This window comes from Bifidobacterium sp. UTCIF-1, assembly GCF_006408915.1.
Lineage (GTDB): Bacteria > Actinomycetota > Actinomycetes > Actinomycetales > Bifidobacteriaceae > Bifidobacterium > Bifidobacterium reuteri.
Window position 1 is genome coordinate 66,802 of record NZ_JFAG01000014.1, and the last position, 17,058, is coordinate 83,859.

Annotated in this window: 16 protein-coding genes; 9 read left to right on the forward strand and 7 right to left on the reverse strand. The window is 60.8% G+C overall.

The genetic code is table 11. The features are described from left to right. Positions 1 to 8: 8 nt before the first annotated feature. The 7 genes from BW09_RS07520 to BW09_RS07550 all read right to left on the reverse strand — a co-directional run bounded on the left by BW09_RS07520 (position 9) and on the right by BW09_RS07550 (position 6,823). A complete protein-coding gene (locus BW09_RS07520) occupies positions 9 to 890 on the reverse strand; it encodes a MetQ/NlpA family ABC transporter substrate-binding protein (RefSeq protein WP_140464000.1) in 882 nt (293 codons plus the stop codon). Further along, on the reverse strand, positions 880 to 1,557 hold the full coding sequence (locus tag BW09_RS07525) for a methionine ABC transporter permease (RefSeq protein WP_044090042.1): 678 nt from the start codon (positions 1,555 to 1,557) through the stop codon (positions 880 to 882). The genes BW09_RS07520 and BW09_RS07525 overlap by 11 nt, the downstream gene beginning before the upstream one ends. Then, the gene (locus BW09_RS07530) at positions 1,554 to 2,690 is read right to left on the reverse strand and encodes a methionine ABC transporter ATP-binding protein (protein WP_181161787.1); all 1,137 of its coding nucleotides are present in this window, start codon (positions 2,688 to 2,690) and stop codon (positions 1,554 to 1,556) included. The genes BW09_RS07525 and BW09_RS07530 overlap by 4 nt, the downstream gene beginning before the upstream one ends. 160 nt (positions 2,691 to 2,850) lie before the next feature. Further along, positions 2,851 to 3,294, reverse strand: a complete 444-nt coding sequence (locus BW09_RS07535) for a GNAT family N-acetyltransferase (RefSeq protein ID WP_044090041.1) — start codon at positions 3,292 to 3,294, stop codon at positions 2,851 to 2,853. 57 nt (positions 3,295 to 3,351) lie between these two features. Further along, positions 3,352 to 4,377: a D-2-hydroxyacid dehydrogenase gene (locus BW09_RS07540; protein WP_044090040.1), complete on the reverse strand. Its 1,026-nt coding sequence runs from the start codon at positions 4,375 to 4,377 to the stop codon at positions 3,352 to 3,354. A gap of 83 nt (positions 4,378 to 4,460) precedes the next feature. Beyond that, positions 4,461 to 5,654 carry an aminotransferase class I/II-fold pyridoxal phosphate-dependent enzyme gene (locus tag BW09_RS07545; protein WP_161788314.1) on the reverse strand — a complete coding sequence of 398 codons (1,194 nt, stop codon included), beginning with the start codon at positions 5,652 to 5,654 and terminating at the stop codon, positions 4,461 to 4,463. A gap of 80 nt (positions 5,655 to 5,734) precedes the next feature. Next, positions 5,735 to 6,823, reverse strand: coding sequence for an Ldh family oxidoreductase (locus BW09_RS07550; protein WP_052382022.1), 1,089 nt, complete (start codon positions 6,821 to 6,823; stop codon positions 5,735 to 5,737). A 424-nt stretch (positions 6,824 to 7,247) separates the two neighbouring features. Here BW09_RS07550 and BW09_RS07555 point away from each other — a divergent pair, with 424 nt between their 5' ends. From BW09_RS07555 to BW09_RS07595, 9 genes are all read left to right on the forward strand, one after another. After that, positions 7,248 to 8,006: an amino acid ABC transporter ATP-binding protein gene (locus BW09_RS07555; protein ID WP_044090039.1), complete on the forward strand. Its 759-nt coding sequence runs from the start codon at positions 7,248 to 7,250 to the stop codon at positions 8,004 to 8,006. 84 nt (positions 8,007 to 8,090) lie between these two features. Beyond that, complete coding sequence (locus BW09_RS07560) at positions 8,091 to 8,924, forward strand: transporter substrate-binding domain-containing protein (RefSeq protein ID WP_044090038.1); 834 nt, start codon at positions 8,091 to 8,093, stop codon at positions 8,922 to 8,924. Between the two features lie 117 nt (positions 8,925 to 9,041). Next, positions 9,042 to 9,704, forward strand: a complete 663-nt coding sequence (locus BW09_RS07565) for an amino acid ABC transporter permease (RefSeq protein WP_140464002.1) — start codon at positions 9,042 to 9,044, stop codon at positions 9,702 to 9,704. Positions 9,705 to 9,755: 51 nt separating this feature from the next. Then, on the forward strand, positions 9,756 to 10,004 hold the full coding sequence (locus BW09_RS07570) for a mycoredoxin (protein WP_044090036.1): 249 nt from the start codon (positions 9,756 to 9,758) through the stop codon (positions 10,002 to 10,004). A gap of 144 nt (positions 10,005 to 10,148) precedes the next feature. Then, positions 10,149 to 11,330 (forward strand): amidohydrolase, encoded by a 1,182-nt coding sequence (locus BW09_RS07575; RefSeq protein ID WP_044090035.1) that lies wholly within the window; start codon positions 10,149 to 10,151, stop codon positions 11,328 to 11,330. Positions 11,331 to 11,588: 258 nt separating this feature from the next. Continuing rightward, positions 11,589 to 13,295 carry an ABC transporter substrate-binding protein gene (locus tag BW09_RS07580; RefSeq protein ID WP_052382023.1) on the forward strand — a complete coding sequence of 569 codons (1,707 nt, stop codon included), beginning with the start codon at positions 11,589 to 11,591 and terminating at the stop codon, positions 13,293 to 13,295. A 154-nt stretch (positions 13,296 to 13,449) separates the two neighbouring features. Beyond that, positions 13,450 to 14,415: an ABC transporter permease gene (locus BW09_RS07585; protein WP_044090033.1), complete on the forward strand. Its 966-nt coding sequence runs from the start codon at positions 13,450 to 13,452 to the stop codon at positions 14,413 to 14,415. Continuing rightward, positions 14,412 to 15,296, forward strand: coding sequence for an ABC transporter permease (locus BW09_RS07590; RefSeq protein ID WP_044090032.1), 885 nt, complete (start codon positions 14,412 to 14,414; stop codon positions 15,294 to 15,296). The genes BW09_RS07585 and BW09_RS07590 overlap by 4 nt, the downstream gene beginning before the upstream one ends. Continuing rightward, positions 15,293 to 16,942 (forward strand): ABC transporter ATP-binding protein, encoded by a 1,650-nt coding sequence (locus BW09_RS07595; protein ID WP_044090031.1) that lies wholly within the window; start codon positions 15,293 to 15,295, stop codon positions 16,940 to 16,942. The genes BW09_RS07590 and BW09_RS07595 overlap by 4 nt, the downstream gene beginning before the upstream one ends. The last annotated feature ends 116 nt before the right edge of the window (positions 16,943 to 17,058 follow it).

Below are 17,058 nucleotides of genomic sequence, written 5' to 3' on the forward strand. Positions count from 1 at the left end.
GTCTGTCATCACCACGTCGGGATTTCAGCGCCCTTGGACTCGTTCTCCATAAGATCGCGGACATTGTCCTGATGATAGGCCTTGATGATGTCCTTGTAGGCCTGATTGTCCTTATCCTTGGTGCGGGCCACGATGACGTTGATCCACGGCTTGTTGACATCCTTCGTGGGGTCGGGGTCGATCTTGAAGATGGAGTCCTTCTCGGGGCTCTTGCCGTAATCGACCACAGCGTTGGCATTGGCGATGCCGGCCGCCGCATCATCAAGCGAGCTCATGATCATGTTGCGGTCAGTGGGCACGATCTCGATGTTCTTCGGATTGCTGGTGATGTCTTCCTGCGCCGGGTAGACGCCCTTGGCCGGGTCGTTCTTGTCAGGGTCGACCTTGATGACGCCGGCTTCCTGCAGCACGATCAGTGCGCGGCCTCCATTGGTCACATCGTTGGGGATGAGGACCTTGTCGCCATTCTTCAGTTCGGAGACCTTCTTGATCTTGTTCGAATAGATGTTCAACGGGCTGATGTATGCCTCGCCGATCACCGTGAAGTCATAGCCCTTCTCCTTGATCTCACCGTTCAGGAACGCGTAATGCTGCTGCGCGCTCAGATCGACGTCGCCGGCTTCAAGAGCCTGGTTGCCGAGCACGGCGCTTTTCATGGCAACGGTCTTAACCCTGACCTTGGATCCCTCGGATTCCAGGTTCTTGTTGACCTGGTCCCATAGCGGGTCATCGGTCGATGTGGTCAATGCGACCTTGACGGTGGTGACGCCGGAGGCGGAGGACGAGCCGCAGGCAGCAGCCGTAAGTAGCACGCCCATTGCGGAGATGATGGCAAGTCCCGTCCGGATACCGGTGAACACGCGTGAGCGAATCGATGGTTTAATGTTCATTCTTCCTCCCAACTAAGGTTCCAATGGTCTGGATGATGGTGATGAAAATCAGCAGGGCGATGACCGCCGCGACTGTGACATCAAGCTGGTTGCGCTCGAAGCCGTAACGGTTCGCGTAATCGCCGAGGCCTCCGGCTCCGATGGCGCCGATGACGGCGATCTCGGAGTTGAAGCTGATGCAGGTGATCGTGGTCACTCGCGCCAGGCCCGCGATGCTCTCGCGCAGGTACACGTGCCAGATGATCGACAGCGGCCCGAAGCCCATGGATTGCGCCGATTCGATGAGCGTCGGGTTCAGCCCGTTGAACACGGATTCGACCTGACGAGAGAAGAACGGTGTGATGCCCACGATCAGCGGGAAAATCGCGCCTTCCACACCAATGGCCGTGCCGGCGATGAGACGGGTCAGTGGGAACAGCAACGCGATCATGATGACGAACGGAATCGAGCGGCATAGGTTGACGAGCTTGTCGAGGAACTCGAACACCGGCCGGTTCTCCAGCAGGCCGCCTTTCTTCGTCACGGCGAGCACCAGGCCGAAGAAGATGCCGAAGACGAACCAGAACGGTGATGCGATGAAGAACATCTGCAACGTCTCGATCAGCGACTCGACGAAGACGTCGGGGTTCTCCATCACATGCGGGAACAAAGTCTCGAGAACACTCATCGTGCATCCTCCTTGTCATGGTCGTGGTTCGCGGCCGTGGCCTCGACCGCGGTAGTCTCGTCGGCGTCGCTTTCTGCTGCCGCCACGTCACCGGGTTCGATCAATGTGGTGCGGATGCCTTTGCCTTTCAGGAACTCGAGCGCCTGATCGATCTGCTCGTCGCTGCCCTTGTATGTGGCGACGATGCTGCCCAGTGGGTAGCCGTCGACGATGTCGAGCGAAGCGAACAGGATATTGACGGTAAGGCCGAAGCGCGTCGAAATAATCGACACGAGTCCTTCCGAGACGGTCTTGTCCACGTACTGCATATGGATCAATCGCTCGCCCGGTGCAGCGGCAAGCAGCGGCGAACGCTTGGCGATGAGCTCGTAGATGCGGCTCAGGCCAGTCGAATTCGAGACGAATCGACGGGTCAGGTCGGCCTGCGGATCCGAGAACACGTCGAACGAGTCTCCCTGCTCGACGATCGTGCCCTTGTCGATGACGGCGACATCCGTGCAGATCTGCTTGACCACATCCATCTGATGCGTGACCACGATGATGGTCAGATGAAGCTGCCGGTTCAGACGTTCCACCAGTTCGAGGATCGTCTTGGTGGTGTCCGGGTCAAGTGCGCTTGTCGCCTCATCCAGCAACAGGATTCGCGGATGGTTGGCCAGCGCGCGGGCGATGGCCACGCGCTGCTGCTGGCCGCCGGACAGCTGCGACGGATAGGACCGTGCATGGCTTTCCAGTCCGACGAGCTGCAGCAGCTCCTTGACACGGGCCTTTTTCTGTTCGCGGCTGAGACGCGACTTGCGCAACGGCAATGCGACGTTGTTCTCCACGGTCCGCGACGGCATGAGGTTGTACTGCTGGAACACCATGCCGATGGATTTGCGCAGTTCGCGCAGCTCAGCCGGTTTGAGCTTGGGAACATCCTTGCCCAATACGGTGAGTTGGCCGCCGGTGATGGGTTCCAGGCCGTTGAGGCATCGGACCAACGTGGACTTGCCTGCACCGCTCAGTCCGATGATGCCGAAGATGGAGCCTTCCCGGATGGTCAGGCTGACATCCTTGAGCGCCGTGTACGGACCGTTCGCCGTGTTGTAGGTCTTGCTGAGATTGTTGATCTCGATGATGGTGTCCGCCATCTGGCAATGTCCCTTCTGTCTGGCTGATCGCTGTTCCCGGATGGCATGTCCGGGCAACATATGCGAGCCTAACCGATGGGACAAGGTGACTTGGCCTGTTCTTTATCGGTGTTGGTTATGGCCGGTTACAGGCGAGGGTGCGCATACGGACTGCGGAACTTCACAGATCGTGGTCGAAGTAGATCACGTCAGGGCGGGTGTTCCAGCCCTGCTTCTTCCAGAATTCCTGTCCTTCGATGTTGTCGGCCACCACCAGGATGCCAATCTTGACGATGCCGATGGCCTTGAACACATCGTAGATGCGGTTGATCAGTGTGGTGCCGATGCCGTGGCCGCGCCACTGCTCATCGACCGCCACATGATACAGGTAGCCTTTGCGGCCGTCCGTGGCGCCCAGCGCGGTGGCGATCACCTTGCCTTCCGGATCGGTGGCCACGAAGCAGGAATCCGGATTCTTGGACAGCAGCAGCGCGATGCCGCCATACGTGTTGTTCAATGATTGCAAATGCATGCCGGGAGTGTGCTCCCAGAGCGCATAGGCCTCCTCGTAATCCTCGGGTGCCATGCGGCGGATGTGGACGTGCTCGTCCTGCCAAGTAGCCATAGTGTGTCCTCTCTGTCGAAGGTGTTGCATGCCGTTGCCGTAATGATATGGCGTTGCCTATCTGGTGTGAGCCAGATTGTCATATGGTGCTATTTCGTGTGGGCTGGTGCCGCCATTAAGGATCGCCAGTGCGTCGTCCAATGATTGGCAGACCATGTTCTTGACCGCCACGTCGGTGAAGAATGCGATATGCGGGGTGATGACGACGTTCGGCATGGCGTTGAGCGCATCATAGTACGGGTGCCCGGTCGGTTGGTCGGCGGGCAGGGTGTGGCCGAATAGCGTCGCCTCGCCTTCGAGCACGTCGATTGCAGCCCCGGCGATCACATGATTGTCGAGCGCATCGATGAGCGCCGGGGTGTCGACCACGCCGCCACGCGAATTGTTCACGAAATACGCGGTCGGTTTCATCTGCGCGAATCGGGAGGCGTCCATGAGATGCCGCGTGCTCGCGTCGAGATACGTGTGCATGGTGACCACGTCGGCCCGCGCCAGCAGCTCATCCTTGCTCACCCAAGTGAGGATGCCGTCCAGCTCATGGTTCGGCGCGATGTCGTTGCCAAGCACCTGCGCGCCGAGCGCATGGAAGATGCGCGCCACCGTGGAGCCGATGCGGCCGACGCCGATGATGCCGACGGTCAGTTTGCTGATCTCCCGTGAGATCAGTCCCTTGACCGAGAAATCATGGTTGGTGGCGCGTTCGTCGAACTGCGGCACATGACGGATGAGCCGCATGATATGCGTCAGCGTCAGTTCGGCGACGGCACTGGGGGAGTAGGACGGCACGTTGGTGACGCGGATGCCGTTCTCCGCCGCGGTCTTCAGGTCGATGGTGTCGTATCCGGCGGAGCGGATCGCGATCTGGCGGATACCGTAGGCGCTCAGGCGACGGTAGAAATCCGGGTCGTCGCTTGGCGCGCTGCGCTGCTTGTAGGAGATGCCGTCGAATCCTTCGACGGTGTGCAGCGTATCCTCATGCAGTTCGAACGGGAAGCATTCCACATGGACGTCGTGTTCGGCGGCCCACTGCTCGGCGAACGGACGCTCCTCGTCAATGCAGTGATAGAACGCGATGGAAGTCATGGAAGGGCCTTTCTGATGGATTGGGTTGGTACGAGTGGAATGATGCGCCATTGACGATGCGACGGGCGCATACGCATGCGAGGTCAATGTGATTGCCTGAATGCCCGGATGCGTCTGACGGCCTCATGCAGCGTATCGAGCCCTGCGGCATAGCTGAATCGGATATACCGTGATGGTCCGCTGGTGAACGCCTCGCCGGGGATGCCTGCGACCTTCGCCTCTCTCGCCAATAGTCGGGCATAGTCATAGCCGGTGCCCTCATAGTCTTCGGGAATGCGTACGTACAAGTAGAACGCGCCGGAAGGCCTGGCCATCGAGAATCCGAGCTCGGTGAGCGCATGCACCAGATAATCACGGCGCTCGCGGTATTCCCCGACCATGAGATCGATTGATGTGTCGCCTTGTTCGTAGGCGGTCTGCGCGGCGTCCATGGTGAAGGTGGCAGCCGTGGACACATGGATTTGGTGGACCTTGGCCAGTTGCGCGGACAACGCGTGCGGCGCGGCGAAGAACCCAAGTCGCCAGCCGGTCATCGCATAGCTTTTCGACGTGCTGTCCACCACGACGGTGCGGTCGGGCGCGAACTGCGCGATGGAGGGTGCCGGGCGGGTCTCGTAGCTGACCTCTGCGTACACTTCGTCGCTGAGCACCGTCACGTCATACCGCTCCACGACCTCGGCAAGCGCTTGCAGCTGGCTGGCGGACAGCGTCACACCGGTGGGATTGTTCGGCGAATTGATGACCAGCACCGTGTCGCGTCCCTTGAGGGAGTCCAGGGTGCGTTCCAACGCGTCCGGCGTGAGGATGAAACCGGTGCCTCTGGTGTCGATCGCCACCGATTCGGTGCCGGTGAGTCTGGCCATGCTCTCGTACAGGCCGAACGCCGGCGTGGGATACACCAGTACCGCGCCCGGGTGCAGCAAGGCGGTCAAGGCACTGCTGATCGCCTCGCTGGCGCCTTCGGTGACGACGATGTCAGCAGCGTCGAAATGCAGGTCGCGGCGGCGTGCAAGATAGTCGGCGATGGCCTGACGCAGGCCGGGAGTGCCGGCGTTCGGCGCGTAATGCGTACGGTTGCGCGCAAGGCTCGCCGCTGCCGCATCCTTGATGAAATCAGGGGTCGCGAAATCCGGTTCGCCCAAGGTGAGTTTCAGTATTCCCGGAATATCGGATACTTCGGCATCGAACGATCGGATGACCGATGTCGTGAGATTGGAAAGCTGGGGGATGACGGAGTCTGTCGGATTGAACTGGTGCGACGGTGATGGCTGATTCACTGGTGACTGCCTTGCTGGGTTCATGGGTGGTGGATAGTGTGTTCGTTGCGATGATTGGTTGTATCGGTGTTCATAGGTGTTCATCGATACTCGTCGAGTGCGATGGCGGGCGGCGCTGCGATGCCGGTGCGCTCGCCGATCTTTGCCAGCTGCCGGAATGTGGCCTCATCGACCGTCACCGTGGTGGTGTTGATCCGGAAGGCAGTGTTCTCCTTGTCTCCCGGAACCAGCACGTCGTGACCGTCCACCGATGGCATGGACCGGAGCCGGCGCGACAGCTCGGCGACACGGCTGCCGACCAGCGGGGCGCCGCCGAACGACTCCAGACTGATGGCGGCGAAACAATGGCAGATGTGCTGTCCCCGCATATCGAGGGACAGCAGCCCGCCGGAAAGGATGCCGGTGAATGTTTCGACCATCAGTGCCAGGCCGTATCCCTTATAACCGGCATTCGTCTCACCGGCTCCGCCCAGCGGCGTCAGACCGCCGATCCGCGGAGTCGCCTTGATATTGTCCATCACGTCGGCGGAATCGTGGTTGATGAGGCCCTGCCCGTCTACGGCCCAATCGCCTTCAATGGGCTGGCCGAGCTTGACCAGCACCTCGATCTTGCCTAGGGACACTGTGCTGGTGGCGGCGTCATAGACCAGCTGGTCATCGCCTTGTCCCACCGCGAACGCTATAGGATTGCTGCCCAGCGCCGGCAGACCGGCATGCGTCGGTACGGTGAGCGGATTGCTGTTGGTGCTGGCCAGGCCGATCAGGCCCTGATCGGCCGCCATGCGCGCATAGAAACCGGCGGTGCCGAAATGATTGGAGTCGCGGACGGCGACGATGCCGATGCCATGGTTCTGGGCTTTGGAGATGGCAAGCTCCATCGCATCGCGCGAGATGAGCTGTCCCATGCCGCTGTGGCCATCCAGCACGGCGCATGCCTTCACGTCGCTGACCACGGTGGCGTGCGCATTCGGGTCGATCATGCCGTGGCGCAGTTTGTGGTCGTACATGGCTAGACGCTGCACGCCGTGCGAACTGATGCCCCGGCGGTCGGCATCGATAAGCGTATCGGCGATGAACGAGGCGTCTGCGGCATTGAAGCCGCGCGCCACGAAGACCCGCGAAAGGAAAGTGTGCAGAGTCTCGATGCTGATCTGGACGTATTCGGTCACGATGAGTCGATTACCTCCCTGATTCTCCGGGCGTTTCCGCTGTCTGCATTCGTCCGGCTCGTTGCCTCCGGATCCGCTGTGCCGAAAACAGGTCGGGCGGGGGAATGACGTGCGGACACTGTGCATGAACCTAGCACGGTGCGAGGCGTATGACAGTGGCGTGGCAATCGGGAAAACCGATAGCGCGTTACAAACCACGGCTGTACCGGACGCGACACCGGGCGCGGCCCATCCCATTCCCGTGATTTCGGCGCAGGGCGGAATATGAGGGGATGGGTTTTCCGGTCCGGATACCATATGGAATCCGCGTGGATAGCACCTCATAGGTAATGCCTATAGCAATGCCGACGTATCGGCATTGCGCCCGAGGTATCGTAGTCCGTGCGTAACGGAAAGTGCGGCACAGGAACATGAGAGGAAACCGATGATCGAGATCAGGGGAGTACGTAAGAGCTTCGACGGCACCGCCGTGCTGGATGGGCTCGATCTTGACATCCCCCGCAAAAGCGTCGTGACGGTGATCGGTCCCTCCGGTTCAGGCAAATCCACACTGCTGCGCATCCTCGATTTTCTGGAACGGGCGGATGCCGGCACCGTGGATTTCGGAGACGGGCCAATCGATCTGACCAGCACCAAAGCGTCCGACATTCGTGCGGTGCGTGCCCGGATCGGGTTCGTATTCCAGAACTACAACCTGTTCCTCAACAAAACCGCATTGCAGAACGTCGCCGAGCCGCTGATCTATGCCAAGGGCGTCAAACCTGCGGAAGCCCGTAGGATCGCCGCCGAACAGCTTGACAGGGTGGGACTTGCGGATTTCGCGGATCGGCACCCCAGCACGCTGTCCGGAGGACAGCAGCAGCGCGTGGGCATCGCCCGCGCGGTGGCGCTGAACCCGGAACTGCTGGTGCTCGACGAGCCGACATCCGCGTTGGACCCCGAAATGGTCTCCGGTGTGCTTGAGGTCATCAAGCAGCTGGGCCGTGACGGCATGACCATGCTGATGGTGACCCATGAGATGCGCTTCGCCTATGAGGCTTCGGACAAGGTGGTGTTCATCGAACATGGGCATGTGATCGAGCAGGGGGATCCTAAACGGATTTTCGAGCACCCCCAGCAGCAGCGGACCGCGGAGTTCCTGTCGTCCACCAACAATGTGCTGGTGATTCCGGCAGCGCAGTGAGGCTGAGTTCGCGATTGACGCCTACTGCGCCTCGATCTATCCGCAATAAATGTATCCACAATGACAAGAAGAGAGGAAATTGTCATGTCCACCAATCATGTGATTCGCAAGGCCGTGGCCTTGCTGTCCGGCGTCGCCGTGCTGTTCTCGCTGGCCGCCTGCGGTTCGTCTTCCGCCGGTTCCGCTGACAGCGGCTCCACTAGCGCCAGCGCCCTGGAGCAGGTCAAGCAGGCCGGCAAGATCGTCTTCGCCACCGAAGGCACCTACGCACCGTTCAGCTACCACGATTCCAAGACCAACGAGCTGACCGGCTACGACGTCGAGGTCGCCAAAGCCATCGCCAAGGAAGTCGGCGTCAAGGCCGAGTTCGCCGAAGGCAGCTTCGATTCGCTGCTCGCCGGCGTGGACGCCAAGAAGTACGATACGGTCGCCGACCAGATCAGCGCCACCGACGAGCGCAAGGCCAAGTACGACTTCACCGAACCGTACACCTATTCCTATGGCGTGGTGGTGACCACCAAGGACAACCCGAAGGGCGTCAAGTCGTTCGATGACGTCAAGGGTCTGCAGGCTGCGGAGACCGGCACCTCCAACTGGAACAAGACCGCCCAGGAGAAGGGCGCCACCATCGTGCAGGTCAACGACTTCGGCCAGGCCGTCGATGCGCTGACCACCGGTCGCGCCGATGTGACCCTGAACGACGGTCTCGCCGTGCTCGACTACCTCAAGCAGAAGCCCGACGCGAACATCAAGATCGCCGCCAAGACCGAGAAGACGCCGGCCGCCCAGCTGCCGTTCCGCAAGGGCAGCGACGATCTGGTCAAGGCCGTGAACGACGCCATCGCCAAGCTCCAGAAGGACGGCACCCTGACCAAGATCTCCGAGAAGTACTTCGGCGAGGACTTCTCCCAGGAGTGATGCATCGCTTCCAACCGCTGTTCCGGCTCCCTTCGCTCTGAAGGGGGCCGCCGGCATGAACCGGCCCGATGAACGGCGACGAGCGGGAGTATCCAACCAATACGCAAAGGATGACCAATGGATGCACGAGTATGGGGAATAGTCGTTGATTCCTTCACCAAGCTGCTGATTCCCGGCATCACCGTGACCATTCCGCTCACGCTGATATCATTCACCATCGGATTGCTTCTGGCGATTCTCGTGGCGCTGGTCCGCGTGGCCAAAGTGCCGGTGGCGTCGCAGATCGCATGGGTCTATGTCTGGGTGTTCCGAGGCACGCCGTTGCTGGTACAGCTGTTCGTGATCTTCTTCGGCCTGCCTTCCGTGGGCATCACTATCCCCGCACTGCCGTCCGCGGTGATCGCATTCTCGCTGAATGTGGGGGCGTATGCGTCCGAGACATTGCGCGGCGCGATTCTCGCCGTGCCCAAGGGACAGCTTGAGGCGGGCCTGTCCGCCAATATGCCTTATGTGACCATCATGCGGCGCATCATCCTGCCGCAGGCATTCCGTTCGGCGTTCCCGGCATTGTTCAATTCGTTCATCGCATTAGTGAAGGACACCTCATTGGCCGCAAACATCACCGTGGTGGAGATGTTCATGTCCGCCCAGCGCGTAGTGGCGATCTATTACGAGCCGTTGGCGCTGTACATTGAGGTGGGTCTCATCTACCTGCTGTTCTGCACCGTGCTGACATGGTTGCAGAACTACTGCGAGAAGAAGCTCAACGAACACTTCTGATATATCATCGGATACCGTTCACGACGATTACGAAACAAAGGAGAAGCTCATATGGCCATTGACGTCTATGGGGCAAGCTGGTGCGGCGACTGCCATCGCGCAAAGCAGGCTTTGAACGATTTCGGAGCGCCGTTCAACTGGCACGACATCGAAACCGAGGAGGGTGCCAAGGATCGTGCCGTGGCCATCAGCGGCCAGCAGCACATTCCCGTCGTCGTCTATTCCGACGGCGCGTTCCAGGTGGAGCCTTCCGCTCTGGATATCAAGCACAAGCTCGAGGAGCTTGGCGAACTCAAGTGATACGGCGCTCGCCGGATCGCGGCCGCTGCACTTCGGCTCCCCTGAAACAGGGGAGCCGAAGTGCATAGATGGGCATCATGCCCAAGGCGGGCGGTTGCGGGCAATCGATCAACCCACAGGGTCATGACTGGATAGGGGGTACCCATGGCCGACAACACATTGCAGCAGGAACTGGAAACCTATTACCGCTGGTTCCACCAACATCCCGAACCTTCATACGGGGAAGTCGAAACCACCACGCGCATCGCGGCCATTCTCGCCGATCATGGCATCGAGATTCTCGATACCGGTCTGAAGACCGGTCTGGTCGCAAAGGTCACAGGACAGGGGCGGCAAGCGGGTGCCGGTCATGTGGTGGCGGTGCGTGGCGACATCGACGCGCTGCCGATCGTGGAAAACACCGGTCTGCCGTATGCCTCTCTCAACAAGGGGTATCTGCATGGATGCGGCCATGACTACAATCTCACGGTCGCCTTGGGGGCTGCGCTACTGCTCAACGCGCGTCGGGAGGAATTCGCCGGCGAAGTCAAGGTCATCTTCCAGCCGGCCGAAGAGGTGGGAGCCACCAAGGAAACCCCTACCGGTGCGGTGACCGTGCTCAACACCGGTGCTCTGGATGACGTGGAGGCGTATTTCGGCACCCATGACACGAACATCGGAGAGCCTGGCGAGGTGCTCATCTCCGCCGGTCCCGACAGTGGTGCGGTCGACAAGTTCCGCATCACCATCCACGGCAAAGGCACGCATGCGGCACGGCCCAACGGCGGAGCCAGTCCCATCCGCGTGGCCGCCACGCTGATCGAGGGCATCCAATCCATCGCCGGACAGGACGTCAACCCGATTCATCCGAGAGTCGTCACCGTCACCAACGTCGAAGCGGGAAACACGTGGAACGTGGTGCCGGACACCGCGTTCCTGCAAGGAACGGCACGCACGTCATATCCGGAGGACCGCACGGTCATCCATGATCGCCTTCAGGCCTTGGTGCAGGGCATATCGGCGGCCTATGGCGTCACCGGCGATTTCACATGGGAATTCGGCGCGCCATCGGTGATTAACGACGCCGAATGGGCGGCATTGGCCACCGATACCGCCACAGAGCTCGGTCTGTCCGTCAAGCCATCCAAGCCCACGCTCGGCGGCGAGGACTTCTCCTACTATCAGGCCCAGGCGCCAGGCGTGTTCATCCACCTGGGCGTCGGCAACGCCGACCGTCCGATGCACGGTCCGACGTTCTATGCGAAGACCGATGCCATCGCAGCCGGCGCAGATCTGCTGGCCACTGTGGCCGAACGTGCGTTGCGACGTCTGGGCGACGACAATTGACGGCCGGCGATTGAGGAATCGAACACCGTTGCCGCCGTAAGGATGGCGGTCACTCGGCCGGTCATGCGGGGGCCCTTCACCATATATAGGTGAAGGGCCCTTCGCATGTTTTGAGCGGCATATAGATAACGCATATAGGCACGAGGGTGTGCGAACTGCCGGAATACTGTACGGTTGTCGCTAACGGCGGACGCATGGGGATGCGTAGGGCCGGGGCCGGAAGGCCTGAACCATCGCAATATCAAGGGGAATTATCTTATGGGGGACAATCGTATCTCGAGGCGGGCCGGCACTGGCCGATCCAAAGCCGTACGAACCAAAGCTGTGGCGCTGGCGATCGCGGGACTGCTGGTCTTCTCCGGCTGCGGCAGCGCCGCAAACGCGGCGACGAATGGCGCCGAGGAGACGGCTGGCGATCCGGTCTCGGGCGGCACCTTGCGCATCGCCGAACCGACCGAGATCCTCAACTGCATCGATCCATTCCAGACATCATGGACCGCATCGCGTACGCTGGTGCGCCAGTTCGCGGAATCCCTGACCGATCAGGATCCGAAGACCGGCGAGATCAAGCCGTGGCTTGCCACCGACTGGACGCTCAGCGAGGACGGCAAGACCTACACGTTCAATCTCAAGCATGACGTGACCTTCTCCAACGGGGAGGCATTCAACGCGGACGCCGTGGTGAAGAACTTCGAAACCGATCTGCAAGGCGTCAAGGAAGGCTGGGGCACCGCCGGCGGCAACTACATCCAAGGCCTCGAATCCGTGAGCAAAGTGGATGACGACACCGTGGAATTCCATTTCTCCAAGTTCAACGCCGCGTTCCTGCAGGCAACGGCCACCACCACGTTGGCGATCATCGCGCCGGCCTCTCTCGATCAGACCCCGCAGCAGCGCTGCCACGGGGAGAACCTGTACGGCACCGGTCCGTTCGTGCTGGAGCAGTGGGACATCACCAGCAAAACCACGTTCACCAAGCGCAAGGGATACACAACACCCTCACCATTCGAAAAGCGACAGAAGGGCGACGCCTACCTCGACCGCATCGAAGTTTCATATATTCCTGAAACTTCCGTACGCACCGGCAACTTCGTGGGCGGACAGACCGACCTGATCCTCGCCTCGTCTGCGGTGCCAATCCTCGAGAACGACGCGAACCAGATCAAAGCGGCAGGCGGGCGCATCGAAACCCGAGCCTTCCCAGGCACCTCATACGACATCTATCCGAACACGCGCACCGAGGGACGTCCGCTGACGGACATCAACGTGCGCAAGGCGGTGTCACTGGCGATCGACCGCACCTCGTACGCACAGACGATCTTCCGCAAGGACTACCCACTGGTGCAGGGCGTGCTCGGCGCCACGACACCGAGCTTCCAAGCCACGCCCGAAGCGGTGAAGTACGATCCGGAGCAGGCCGGCAAACTGCTGGACAAGGCCGGCTGGAGGCTCAAGGATGACGGCTACCGGTACAAGGACGGCAAGAAACTGACCTTGGTATGGCTGGACTACAACAAGAACGCCGGCCAGGATCTTCTGGTCGACCAGTTCCGCCAGGTCGGCATCGACCTGCAGATCGAGATCGGCACCTATGCGGATTCGGTGAACAAGGAGAAGACCAACGATTACGATCTGTCGATGCTCTGGACCTACACGCGAAGCGACCCCTCGGCCATCGGCAATCTGATCGATATCCGCAGCGAGAAGGGCAACCGAGGCGGATGGAACATCGCCGACGACGAGCAGCGCGCCAAACTCAACGAACTGTTCGATGCCGGCATCGCCGAACGCGACACCGCGAAACGCACCAAGATCTATCAGGAACTGCAACAGTACCTCGCCGACCAGTACCTCCAGATCCCGTTCTACGAGCGCACCGGCGACCTCGCCCTCGCCAAGAACGTGCACGGCGTGCGCTACACCGCCGAATCCTTCATCTCCCTGTACGACACCTGGCTGAGCTAATACCCTGCGTCAGAAATTCGTTGATTATATTGACGGCTCCCCTTGTCCGGGAGCCGTCCCGAGAAGCGGGACTGAAGGGCAGTGAATTCGTCAACGAACCTCTGGCGAAAGATGTTAGCCGGCATACCGCATATAACACCCGGATTGGAACAATATGAAAGATCAACTTCTCTATGTGGCAGGCAGGGTGGTGCAGGCGGTGGTGGTGCTGTGGGCCTCCTATACGGTGACCTTCATCATCCTGAATCTCCTGCCCGCCAACCCCATCGATCTGATCCTGCACGCCAGAGGCATCCCCGACGGCACCATCAGCGGACCCGAGCTGGAAGCGGTCAAACACCAGTACGGCCTGGACCAGACACCATTGCAGCAATACTTCACGATGCTGGTCAACGCCCTGCACGGCGATTTCGGCACCTCATACATGCAGGGACTTCCGGTCAGCCAGCTCATCGCACAGCGTCTGTCCAACACGCTGGTCATCAGCGGACTGTCCATCGTGGTGTCGTTCATCGGTGCCTTCCTGCTGGCCTTCTTCGCCGCGTACACCAGGCACGACTGGATCCGAAGCCTCATCAACATGCTGCCCACGCTCGGCGTATCCGTACCATCGTTCTGGATCGGCCTGCTGCTCATGCAGGTGTTCAGCTTCGGACTTGGATTGCTGCCGGCAGTGGGAACCGAAGGCTGGCAGACCCTGATATTGCCGACTATCACCATGTCCATCCCCATGATGGCGTTGCTTTCCCGACTGCTCATCACCGGCTTCGAGGAAGTGCTGCATGAGGAGTTCATCACCACGGCGAAAGCGCATGGTCTGAGCTACCGCACCATCATCGCCACCCATGTGCTGCGCAACGGCGCATTGCCGGCGTTCACCATGCTCGGCCTGGTCGTCGGGCATACGGTGACCGGCGCGATCGTGGCTGAAACCGTATTCTCCCGCCAAGGCGTGGGCATGCTGGTGCAGCAGTCCGTGGAGAACCAGGATATCCCGGTGGTGCAAGGCGTGGTATTGCTCGCGGCCGCAGCGTTCGTCGTCATCAATCTCATCGTGGATCTGATATACCCCGTGCTCGATCCGCGCATCTCACACATTCGCAAAGGAGGGGCACAATGAGCATCAGTATTACTGAGTCGCCGGTATTGGGCGTCGCCATACCGCAGCCCAGACACCATGTGGCCAATCGCATCACCGGCTTCATCACCAAACGGTTCTTCGTCGTATTGTCGGCCGTCTTCCTGGCCTTCGTCATCGTCTCGTCGGCTTTTCCCCAGTTGTTCACGCGGATAGATCCGTATAAGACCAATCCTGCGGACAAGCTGCTCGCGCCTTCGGCCGAGCATTGGTTCGGCACCGATCAGGTGGGGCGTGACCTGTTCACCCGCGTGCTCTACGGCGGCAGGGCCACCATCCTGGCGAGTCTCGTATCGCTGTCCATCGCGTTCTTCGGCGGCCTTCTGCTGGGCGTCATCGCCGGTTATTTCGGCGGAGTGCTTGACGCCCTCTTCATGCGCGGGGTGGATGTACTGCTGTCCATTCCTGGATTGCTGCTGGCCATCACCATCGTCACCGCCATAGGGTTCGGCACCACTCCGGTCGCCATAGCCATTGGCATCGGCATCCTGCCCGGATTCGCGCGCACCACGCGGTCCCAGGTGCTCAAGGTGCGGGAGCGGTCGTATATCGAAGCGGCGAAAGTCAATGGGGTGCCGGTGGCCTCCATTGTGTTCAAGCATGTGATCCCCAATGCCATCGGACCCGTGTCCGTGCTGGCGTTGCTTGAATTCGGCAGCGTGATCATGGCGGTCGCCACGCTGAGCTTCCTTGGATTCGGTGCGAGACCGCCGGCTGCGGAATGGGGTTCGCTCATCAACGACGGCCGCAGCTATCTCGTCACCAGCCCGTGGGTGCCGCTGCTGCCCGGTCTGACCGTGGTGCTCACGGTGTTGTCCATCACCGTCATCGCACAATCATTGAAGAAGAAAGGCAACCTATGAGCGAGGCAACAACAGGCGAACTGGTCGGCGAGATCTCGCACCTGAGCGTCACCTACCATGCGCATGGGCGAGCCCATACGGCCGTGGATGACATCTCATTGCAGCTGAAGGCCGGCCGCACGCTGGCCATCGTGGGCGAATCGGGGTCAGGGAAATCCACAGTGGTCAAGGCATTGCTGGGCATCCTTCCTGCGAGCGCGGAAGTGACCGGATCCCTCAACCTTCTCGGGCATGCGCTCGAGCATGCCGGGCCGAAGGAATGGGCCCAAGTGCGTGGCCGCATCGTTGGATTCGTACCGCAGGACCCCCAGAGCAACCTCGATCCGACCATGCGTATCGGCGAGCAGGTCGCACAGATCGTCCGTCTGCACCATAGCGGCCTCGACAGGCGGGCGCAGCAGTCTCGTGTCCTTGAACTGTTGGAGGAGGTGGGCATCGATGAACCCGCCTTGCGCGCACGCCAATACCCCTATGAGCTGTCCGGCGGATTGAAGCAGCGTGTGCTGATCGCGCAGGCATTGGCCAGCGATCCCGAGGTGATCGTGGCCGACGAGCCCACCAGTGCGCTTGACGTCACCGTGCAGAAGAAGATCCTCGACGTCCTCGAGACGTTGGGCAAGGCGCGCAACATCGCCACCCTGATGGTGACCCATGATTTGGCTGTGGTGTCGGACCGGGCCGATGACGTGCTGGTCATGCACAACGGCGAGCTCGTGGAAACCGGCGAAACCGGACATGTGCTTGGGCATCCGGGGAGAACCTACACCAAGGCGTTGCTCGCCGCATCGCCGTCATTCCGCAGTGAGGACATCCCGACAAAAACCGGCCGTGAGCATTTGACCGGCGGAGCCGCACCGGAACCCGAGGTTGCGGTCCGATGGAAAGACGTCACCAAGACTTACCGCACCGGGTATACGCCGGCGGGGGTGTTCAAGGCGGTCGATGGCGTTACGCTCACTGCCCGCAAAGGTGAGACCCTGGCGATCGTCGGCGAATCCGGATCCGGAAAGACCACGCTGCTGCGACTGGCTTTGGCGCTCACCTCGCCCACCAATGGTTCCGTGGAAGTCAACGGGAACGACCTCTCCACACTGCGTGGAGCAAGGTTGCGCAACGCGAGAAGGGATTTCCAGCTCGTACAGCAGAATCCCTTCGATTCGCTCGACCCGAAATACTCTATCGCCGATTGCATCAGTGAGCCGTTGAAGGCCTTCCATGTGGGAGACGGCCGTTCGCGCGCCAACCGAGTGCGCGAACTGCTGGACCTTGTCGCACTGCCGCAATCCGTGCTGACCGCGAAGCCCACGGAGCTTTCCGGCGGTCAATGCCAGCGCGTGGCCATTGCCCGCGCCCTCGCCGTCGAACCCAAGGTGCTGTTCCTCGATGAGCCGGTGTCCGCGCTGGATGTCATCGTCCAGGCGCAGATCGTCGATCTGCTCGCGACGCTGCAACGGGATCTGAAACTCACCTATGTGTTCGTCTCCCATGATCTGGCGGTGGTATCGAACATCGCCGACCGTATCGCCGTCATCGGCAAAGGCCATCTCGTCGAGGAGGGCGCGGCGTCTCACGTGCTGCATCATCCCACGGCGGACTATACGCGCAAACTACTGGCCGCGATACCGGGCGGGCGGCTCGGGCGCTGATTATCGCGGATTCCAGGTGTGGAATCCGGGTGTGGATTCCAGTGTGCTCGGTAACGGCGTGGGAAACGGCGAGGCGGACCGGAAAGGGCGGTCGCCTCGACTCGGACCAGATCGAT

Coding starts and splice junctions, on each gene's coding strand:
- BW09_RS07520 (WP_140464000.1), bottom strand. CDS start 890: ATGAACATTAAACCATCGATTCGCTCACGCGTGTTCACCGGTATCCGG.
- BW09_RS07525 (WP_044090042.1), bottom strand. CDS start 1,557: ATGAGTGTTCTCGAGACTTTGTTCCCGCATGTGATGGAGAACCCCGAC.
- BW09_RS07530 (WP_181161787.1), bottom strand. CDS start 2,690: ATGGCGGACACCATCATCGAGATCAACAATCTCAGCAAGACCTACAAC.
- BW09_RS07535 (WP_044090041.1), bottom strand. CDS start 3,294: ATGGCTACTTGGCAGGACGAGCACGTCCACATCCGCCGCATGGCACCC.
- BW09_RS07540 (WP_044090040.1), bottom strand. CDS start 4,377: ATGACTTCCATCGCGTTCTATCACTGCATTGACGAGGAGCGTCCGTTC.
- BW09_RS07555 (WP_044090039.1), top strand. CDS start 7,248: ATGATCGAGATCAGGGGAGTACGTAAGAGCTTCGACGGCACCGCCGTG.
- BW09_RS07560 (WP_044090038.1), top strand. CDS start 8,091: ATGTCCACCAATCATGTGATTCGCAAGGCCGTGGCCTTGCTGTCCGGC.
- BW09_RS07565 (WP_140464002.1), top strand. CDS start 9,042: ATGGATGCACGAGTATGGGGAATAGTCGTTGATTCCTTCACCAAGCTG.
- BW09_RS07570 (WP_044090036.1), top strand. CDS start 9,756: ATGGCCATTGACGTCTATGGGGCAAGCTGGTGCGGCGACTGCCATCGC.
- BW09_RS07575 (WP_044090035.1), top strand. CDS start 10,149: ATGGCCGACAACACATTGCAGCAGGAACTGGAAACCTATTACCGCTGG.
- BW09_RS07580 (WP_052382023.1), top strand. CDS start 11,589: ATGGGGGACAATCGTATCTCGAGGCGGGCCGGCACTGGCCGATCCAAA.
- BW09_RS07585 (WP_044090033.1), top strand. CDS start 13,450: ATGAAAGATCAACTTCTCTATGTGGCAGGCAGGGTGGTGCAGGCGGTG.
- BW09_RS07590 (WP_044090032.1), top strand. CDS start 14,412: ATGAGCATCAGTATTACTGAGTCGCCGGTATTGGGCGTCGCCATACCG.
- BW09_RS07595 (WP_044090031.1), top strand. CDS start 15,293: ATGAGCGAGGCAACAACAGGCGAACTGGTCGGCGAGATCTCGCACCTG.